The organism is uncultured Abyssibacter sp., assembly GCF_964000955.1.
Taxonomy (GTDB): domain Bacteria; phylum Pseudomonadota; class Gammaproteobacteria; order Nevskiales; family OUC007; genus Abyssibacter.
The window spans coordinates 1-7,779 of the sequence record NZ_CAXFCL010000097.1 but is presented as its reverse complement, the minus strand read 5'-3'; the positions used below and the strand labels follow the sequence as shown (position 1 = coordinate 7,779).

Here is a 7,779-nt window from a genome sequence, read left to right as displayed (position 1 = left end):
TCGCTGACTTGGAATAACCAAGCGGCACTCACTCCGCCTGGGCTTGCGGGAAAACCGGCTCCGTCTTGGTGGTGTGAATCAATCAGTGCTTCCTTAACTGAACGGTTAGTCGTCGCCGACGGAAGGATCGTCCAGCGCGTCCGGTTCCAGCCCGGCGGGCAGCGACTTGGCCGTCTTCGCGCCGAGATCCTTGAGCATCTCCGCCTGGCGGGCGAGGTTGCCGCGACCCTCGATCAACTTGCCGCGCGCATCGCGCCAGCTCGACTGGGCGCGATCGAGATGCGTGCCGATCTTGTCGATATCCTCGGCGAAACCGACGAACTTGTCGTACAACGCGCCGGCACGTTCGGCGATGGCCTGGGCGTTGCGGTTCTGACGGTCGGTGCGCCACAGGTTCTCCGCCACGCGCAGGATCGCCAGCAATGTCGTCGGGCTGGCTAGGCCGACGCCGGCGTCCAGCGCCTCGCGATAAAGCGTCGGGTCGGCGCGCAGGGCTTCGGTGAAGGCCGGCTCGTTCGGGATGAACAGCACGGTGAAGTCCAGCGAGCGCACGCCCGGTGCGTCGTGATAGGCCTTGTTGCCCAGCCCCTTCACATGGGCGCGCAGCGACTGCACGTGGGCCTTGAGTTCGCGTTCGCGGGCGGCGTCGTCCTCGGCGCCGACAAAGCGTTCGTAGGCGACCAGCGAGACCTTGGAGTCGACGACGATGTCGCGCTCGCCCGGCAGGCGAACGATGGCGTCGGCGATGAGCCGGTGAGTGGCGTCGCCGGAGACCTTGATCTGCGTCTCGTACTCGCGGCCGGGTTGCAGGCCGGAGGCCTCCAGCACGCGCTCCAGAATCATCTCGCCCCAGTTGCCCTGGGTCTTGGTCTCGCCCTTGAGCGCCCGGGTCAGGTTCAGCGCGTCCTCGCCGATGCGCTCGTTGAGCTTGGCCAGCCGGTCGATCTCGCTCTTGAGCACGGCGCGCTCGCGCGCCTCGTTGCCGTAGACCTCGGTGACCTGCTTGCGAAACTCGCCGATCTGCTCGCGCATGGGGTTGAGCAAGGCGGTCAGGGCGTCGTTGCTCTGCTTGGAGAAGCGGTCGGACTTCTCCTGGAAGATGCGATTGGCCAGCGCCTCGAAATCCTTGCGGAATTCCTCGCGGGCGGCCTTCAGTTCCTCGATGCGGGCGTTCATCGCCTCCACGGTCTTGGCCTGTTCGGCCTGGAGGCGGGCGATGGTGGTGTTGGCCTCGTTCAGCTTCAACTGGCTTTGTTCCAGCCGCTCCGAGAGGTCACGGTGCTGCTCGGTGGTCTGTGCGATCTGCTGCTCCCGCGCGTCGAGCTGGGCGCCCAGCTCGGCGATCTGCACCTGTTGCGACTGCGCGCGGCCGCTGCCGCGCAACCACACGACCAGCGCCGCGGGCCCGCCGATCAGCAGGGCGCCGGCGGCGAGGCCGACCAGCAGCAGGGTAAGCGGCGGCAGCGAGGTCAGCAGTTCGTTCATGGCGGCATGATTGCGTACTTGTTCACTTGTGTCCAGAAAAGCGACATGCGTAGAATCAAGACGCATTCGACCGCGAGGCCGCCCGTTGAGCGATGACAAGCCACTGCGCTGGGAAGTCCGCCAGCGCCTGATCCTGATCGAGGCGCGCCTGATCTGGGCCGGCTGCCTGACCACGCAGGACCTGCGCGGTGCGTTCGGCATCAGCCGTTCTCAGGCCAGCAAGGATATCGCGCTCTACGAATCCCTGGCTCCCGACAATCTCCAGTACGACCTGCGCGCGCGTTGCTACCGCGCCTCGCGCCAGTTCAGACCGCGGTTTCTGCATGGCACGTCGCGGGAGTTCCTGCGGGCGCTGCGCCTGTTCGACCCCGAGTCCGATCACCCGCTGATCACCCTGGCTTCCGAGACCGCGGCCGTCGAGCTGCTGGAAATGCCGGAGCGCGAATTCGACGTGCTCACCCTGCAGCGCGTGAACACGGCGATTCGCGAGCGACTGAAAATCCGCGTCGACTACCAGAGCATGCGCGTGCCCGAACCCCGGCCGCTGCAGCTTTCGCCCACGGCGCTGGTCCATACCGGGTTGCGCTGGCATCTGCGGGCGTTCAGCGAATCGCATGGTCGCTTCATCGATGTGCTGCTCTCGCGGATGCGCGGCGTGCCGGAGCTGCTCGACGAGACGGCCGTGAGCAGCGACGAGGACTGGGAATGGAAGACGATTGTCCCGGTGCGCATCGGCGCCCATCCCGGGCTCTCCCCGCATCAGCGGCAGGTGATCGAAATGGACTACGGCATGCAGGGCGGGGTGCTGGAGCGCCGGTTGCGCGTGGCGCTGGTGCCTTACTACCTGCGGCTGATGAACGTGGGCAAGGATGATCGAAAACGGCCGCCGGAGCAGCAGCAGATCGTGTTGCTGAACCCGGAGGAGTTGGACGAGCTGGACCGGCTGGGCTAACCGGCCATCGGGGAAAACATGTCGGCAAACGTCTCATCCGCGCGGATCACCGGCTGGGTGATCGACGCCGTGGCGTTCGTGGCCACGGTGAGCTGGATGCGCTGGCAGGCCTGGACCGCGGGCGACATGGTCTGGAGCCTGTGGATCGCCAGTCTCTGCGTCGGGTTCACCTGCTTCGTCGCGGCGTTCATCAGCCTGCTGGCGCGATCGATCATCGGGGACCATCTGTCCACAGGCATCCGGCATGTGATCGTGGCCCTTTCCGGGGTGCTGGTCTGGCTGGTGCTGTCGCAGCGCAGCGTGGACGCGCTGGTCATGGCGGGCCTCGTCATCGCCGCCGGGCTCGCGTTGCTGATGTTCGAGGTGGATCGCGAGACCTGGTCACCGGCGAAACTGGTTGCCAGTCTGGTTGGCGGTCTGTTCTTCCTGGGGTTCTTCACCGTGCACTTTGGTGGTTTTCATGCCGTGCACGCGGTCTTTCTCAACAGCTTCTTCCCGCTGGTGCCGGAGGCCGAGAGCGATCCCTTCGCGGCACTGCCCACCCTGATCGACACGGCCGCCCATCACTATCCCGTGATGATCGCGGTGGCGGTCATCGTGCAGTGGAAGGATCTCAGCGCCGCCCCGAACCCACCGCAGGCGATGGTCACGCCGTACGGCACCGTGGTGCGCCTGCATCTGACCATTCTCGCCATCGGCTTCCTCCAGGCGGGCGGACTCGCGTTCTGGGTGAACTACCTGGTGCTGGCGATCTACTTCATCCCGTTCGGGGACATCGTCCGGTTGCGGGGTCGTGCCGACAGCGACCGCGATGTCGAAGGCTCGACGCAGTAGCGGTTGGTGCCGGGGGCCGGCCAGTCACGTCGCCTCGCAAGATCCAATTGATTTCTTGACTCAGATCAACCGGGTTGCGCGCCGCCGCAGCAAACTGAACGTGCCGCAAGCGCGCGGCGTGTTGCCACAGAGGAGCGAGCGGCATGACCGATGCCACCACCGAGGAACGCCTCAAGACCCGCCGCGGTGAAATGACCGAACGGTTGACCGCGATTCGCGCGGACTACGCACGTGGTCGCAACGACGACTGGGAAGAACAGGCGGTCGAGCGGGAAAACGACGAGACCCTTGCCGCCCTGGAACAGCAGGCGCTTGACGCGATCGGTCGCATCGATCACGCGCTGGAACGCCTGCGCAGTGGCGACTATGGCATCTGCGAAGCCTGCGGCGGGCTGATCGAACCGGCCCGGTTGAAAACCTTGCCGGAAGTGAGTCTCTGCGCCGCCTGCGCGGCGGTCGTCAGCGGCGGCTGATCCCCTCGCGCCACCCGATCGACCGGCCATTCGCGTTGGCCGATACACTACGCACCCATGCGTGGTGATGGTGACGAATCAGTGTTGCGCACGGCCAACGGCCTGCCGGTGGCCTTGCGGCGCAGTGCGCGGGCGCGCCGCATGCGCCTGACCGTGGATGCCCACGGCACGGCCACGGTCGTGCTCCCGCGCCGCGCCACCGTGGCCCAGGCCCGTGCCTTTGTTCGTGACCAGTCCGCCTGGCTGGAACGGCACGCGAGCCGTGGTCTGCAGGCCGGCGAGGCCATGCAGTCCGAACTGCAACCCGATGCGCGGGGCCGACCGACGCGGATTCTGCTGCGCGGCGAGTGGGTGGACGTGATCTGGGGACGGGGCAGCGCCTTCCGCCTGCCGGCAAGCGGAACACCGGTGCAACTGGAAAATCGCCTGCGTGACCTGGCTCGCGCCGATGCCATCGACGCGATCGACCGCCAGGCCCACCTGCTGGTCAGGCAGCCCAGGTCTTTGACGATTCGTGACCAGTCCACCCGCTGGGGCAGCCTCTCCGGCCGCGGCACACTGTCGCTGAGCTGGCGCCTGATCATGGCGCCGCCGGACGTGTTCGCCTACGTCGTCAATCACGAACTCGCCCACCTGCGGCACCCGAACCACAGCCCGGCGTTCTGGGCCGAGGTCGGGCGGCTGATGCCAGGTTACGAAACCCAGCGGCGGTGGCTGCGGCGGGAAGGGGATGCATTGAGGCGGATATTGCCTGCACCGTCATAGAGCGACGCGGCGTATTTGCGTGAATATGCCAGCAGGAGCGCAAGTTCATTAACACCGTTTCGGTAGGCCTTGACTTACAATGCGGATATGCGCTGACTTTCTGGCATGTTCGTCATACTCACCTTGGCTGATTAAATTGCCTTCAAGCGGCTTGTTTCAAACTTCATTTATTCTACGAATGGTTCTTTGGTTTATGCCTTCCAGATTCGGCTCCGGTGCTTCTGCGTTTTCTGGCAGGTTGTTCATCGCGTCCGCTTTGCTCCTGCTGTCCGCGTGTGGTGGGGCAGGGGGCGGCGGAAGCGAACGACCTGCGCTGTCCATCGATGCACAATTCATTGACGAAACGGCAAAACAGGATGGTGAAGCCCCGGTACGATCGGTTGTTGCGACTCTCAGTCACGCCCAGGATGCGCCCTTGCAGGCCTACTGGAATTTCTCGCAACGAGGTGTTGCGGGTGTCGATCTCACGGCTTTGAGTGATCGTCAGGCAAGACTGGATATCAATTTCAAGCAACCCGGTGAGCTCGAAAGAGGCGTATACAACGATACGATTGAATTTCGTGTCTGCGCTGATCCTGAGTGCACGCGGGAGATCGATGGAAGTCCCGCGATAATTAGCACTCGTTTCGAGGTGACGGACCCCGACGATCCGTTTTTTGATGAGCCACAAACGACGGCTCGCCGAATTCCCGCGACCATTCTTGACTTGGGGGCAAGCCGAATCGTCTGGGATGAATTCTCCGGACTCCTGTACGCCACGATTCCGGCTGGCACTAGCGGGGAGGGGGAGCCAAACGATTACGCAAATTCAGTGATCGCGATTGATCCCCAGACTCATCAGATTGTGCGGTCGGTCTTCGCTGGGAGTGACCCTGATCAAATTGAAGTCTCCGATGACGGCAGTTACCTCTATGTCGGATTTCTCAACTCCAGTCGCGTGCGCAGATTCGATTTGCCGGAGATGACTCAAAGTCTTGAGATTTCGCTAGGTGTCAATGATCGCGGAGAATCACTGTTTGCTCGTGACATCGTGATTGCTCCCGGGCAGCCAGGAACGATAGCGGTTTCGATGGACCGAACAAATCGCGCGCCTGATTTTGAGAAGCTCACCGTTTTTGATGACGGCGTGCCACGCCCAAACGAGGTCACGTTTCAATCCGTCCATACTGCGGTGTATCCGACCGCGCTTGCGTGGAGCGAGGATGGCGCGAGTATCTACGGGAAAAACAACGAGAGCAGCGGCGACAATCTCTACGTTTTTGCAGTGGAGGAAGCGGGATTGTCTCTGGCCGCGTCATACCAGAACGCCTTCATTGGTCATGGTGACAGCATTACCAGTTCGGAAGGGTTGGTGTATGCGGCTGACGGCACTGTCCTTGATGGCTCGGATGGCAGTGCTTATGGTCAATATCCGTCTCGTGACGCGTTTACTGAACAGTTGGTGGTGGACACCGAGCGGCGCTTGGCCCTGGCGGTTTCTGGCGACTACTACGAAGCTCAGGGTGCGACAACGTTGCAGTCCTTCGATTTGGATCAGTTCACGGTGATCGATACCGTTGCGATTCGCCTCGGCGGAAGATACGACTCCCTGTCACTGAAAGGAAAATCTCTCGTCCGTTGGGGCGAACAGGGTCTGGCGTACGTGAACGACGGAACGACTCCTTACAACGGCGATGGTCTGGTGGTCATCATCGATGATCCATTTGTGATCGGCGAGGTGGCTGAAAGAAAGCACATGCAAGCTGGCTGGTAAGGAGGCGTTCTTTGGCGCGGTCTGGCTGCCGCGCCTTGGGCGGTTGCATATCAGTGAGCCGTTTGTGCGGTCTCTATCGCCGATGAATGATCTCGACCGGCAGCTTCTTGCTCTCTTGGGGGGACGTGAGAAGCGGGTCGTTGATGATGACGACATATCCGCTGGCGCCCGGATCCGAGGCCACGGTAAAGAAAGCGAGTCCGTTGTCGCCCCACCTGAGGAGTTGTTTAGGTTCCGGGCTGTTCCCGTTGACAACGGCTTGTGTCGCCAGTGAACGCTCCGGGATGAATTGTTCGCGGTTCCAGCGATTTATCGCGATGTTCCCCGCTCCGTCTGATGACGATCGGGATGAGGCCACGAACAGATACGGATCATCGTTATCCAGCGCGATTGAGTTACCGAATCGAGAGTCGAAGTGAAAAAATCCGGCTTGCTCGCCAGTCGAAGGGTCGATTGCCTCACCTGTCTCAAAATAGACCAACTCGCCGATGGTCGAGATTTCGTCGCCGACCACGGAGGTGTTGTACTTGTTCGTTAATGTGAGGCCATCGGGTCCAAGCGCCATCACGAGCACATCGTTGTTGCTGGTCGTGTAGTTTTTGCCGAAAAGGGTGTCGCCGGCTGCATTCCACACGATTGCATCCGCGTTGGCTCCATTGGTGACGAGGTTGTCAATTCGGAGCGGGCGCGCGACATCGTCATCGAAAATGACGACATCCTCAAAACCGTCGCTGCGATCGGTTGCTTCGCGAACCACAGCGACACTTCGAGGCTGGCCGGGCAGCGACCTCACCACGCCGGCGACGGTCGCGCTGCCAGATGCGGCGATTCCCAACGGTATGATCAGGTCCTGCTGAAGATTGGGCAGAGAAAACCGCACCACTTGTTGCTGTGAGGCAAACGCTGCATAGATGAAGGCGCCGTCATCTGATGCGCTCAGGTCGGTTGGTGTGCCACCAGCGGTTGTACTGGCAACGACCTCACCGGTTACGGGATTGATCGAAACGATCGAGTTTGCGTATTGAGCAGGTGTTGCCGAGCCTCCTGTCGCAGCATGAATCAGGCCGTTGGCGGGATCCCATGCGATCGCGGATGCATCAAGGTCAAGCGCGACGGCGCGTAGCGACGGCGGGGGAGGCGGGCCGGTGTCTGGTTCGGTGATCGTGTATGTCGTGGAGATATTGACAGGGCTGCCTTGAACCGGGCTCGCGCAGTTCGCGTCAATGCAAATGCGCAGTGTCGCCGTATCCTCGTGAATTGCAGCTGTTCGCGGGCTGATGAAATCGATCTCCAGTTCAAAAAGCGCCTCGTTGAAAAGAAGCAGTCGTACCGCCCGGATTCCTTGCCCCGTGTGCGTGAACTCGGCGTCAAAGGTTCTGTCGTACAGGTTCTGTACAGCGAGCGAAACGGATTCGCTGGGTGCGACTTCACCAACCTCGGCGGTCACGCTGACCGTTGTTTGCGCGGCGGAAATACTCGGCGGTGCAACGGCTTGGTCGTCACCGCCACCACCGCCG

At 62.2% G+C, this 7,779-nt stretch carries 7 protein-coding genes; 5 read left to right on the top strand and 2 right to left on the bottom strand.

Going from position 1 to position 7,779, the window contains the following annotated elements; all coding sequences use genetic code 11:
• Positions 1-105 precede the first annotated feature (105 nt).
• Positions 106-1,485, bottom strand: a complete 1,380-nt coding sequence (gene rmuC / locus ABNS06_RS04565; protein WP_348672844.1) for a DNA recombination protein RmuC — start codon at positions 1,483-1,485, stop codon at positions 106-108.
• Positions 1,486-1,570: 85 nt separating this feature from the next.
• Between rmuC and ABNS06_RS04560 the strand changes: the two genes are divergently transcribed.
• The 5 genes from ABNS06_RS04560 (at position 1,571) to ABNS06_RS04540 (ending at position 6,262) form a co-directional block, all read left to right on the top strand.
• Entirely contained in the window at positions 1,571-2,437 is an 867-nt protein-coding gene (locus ABNS06_RS04560) for a WYL domain-containing protein (RefSeq protein ID WP_348672842.1), read from the top strand.
• Positions 2,438-2,455: 18 nt separating this feature from the next.
• The gene (locus ABNS06_RS04555) at positions 2,456-3,271 is read left to right on the top strand and encodes a DUF6498-containing protein (protein WP_348672841.1); all 816 of its coding nucleotides are present in this window, start codon (positions 2,456-2,458) and stop codon (positions 3,269-3,271) included.
• 143 nt (positions 3,272-3,414) lie between these two features.
• Positions 3,415-3,744 carry a TraR/DksA C4-type zinc finger protein gene (locus ABNS06_RS04550; protein WP_348672840.1) on the top strand — a complete coding sequence of 110 codons (330 nt, stop codon included), beginning with the start codon at positions 3,415-3,417 and terminating at the stop codon, positions 3,742-3,744.
• An 81-nt stretch (positions 3,745-3,825) separates the two neighbouring features.
• Entirely contained in the window at positions 3,826-4,509 is a 684-nt protein-coding gene (locus ABNS06_RS04545) for a SprT family zinc-dependent metalloprotease (protein ID WP_348672838.1), read from the top strand.
• Positions 4,510-4,687: 178 nt separating this feature from the next.
• A complete protein-coding gene (locus ABNS06_RS04540; protein WP_348672837.1) occupies positions 4,688-6,262 on the top strand; it encodes a hypothetical protein in 1,575 nt (524 codons plus the stop codon).
• A gap of 73 nt (positions 6,263-6,335) precedes the next feature.
• Here the strand turns inward: ABNS06_RS04540 and ABNS06_RS04535 are convergent.
• A partial coding sequence (locus tag ABNS06_RS04535) for a hypothetical protein (RefSeq protein ID WP_348672835.1) occupies positions 6,336-7,779 on the bottom strand: 1,444 nt, incomplete at its 5' end.

Bases quoted from the DNA above. Each gene is read 5' to 3' on its own strand.
- ABNS06_RS04540 (WP_348672837.1), top strand. From the start codon at position 4,688: ATGGTTCTTTGGTTTATGCCTTCCAGATTCGGCTCCGGTGCTTCTGCG.
- ABNS06_RS04555 (WP_348672841.1), top strand. From the start codon at position 2,456: ATGTCGGCAAACGTCTCATCCGCGCGGATCACCGGCTGGGTGATCGAC.
- rmuC (WP_348672844.1), bottom strand. From the start codon at position 1,485: ATGAACGAACTGCTGACCTCGCTGCCGCCGCTTACCCTGCTGCTGGTC.
- ABNS06_RS04550 (WP_348672840.1), top strand. From the start codon at position 3,415: ATGACCGATGCCACCACCGAGGAACGCCTCAAGACCCGCCGCGGTGAA.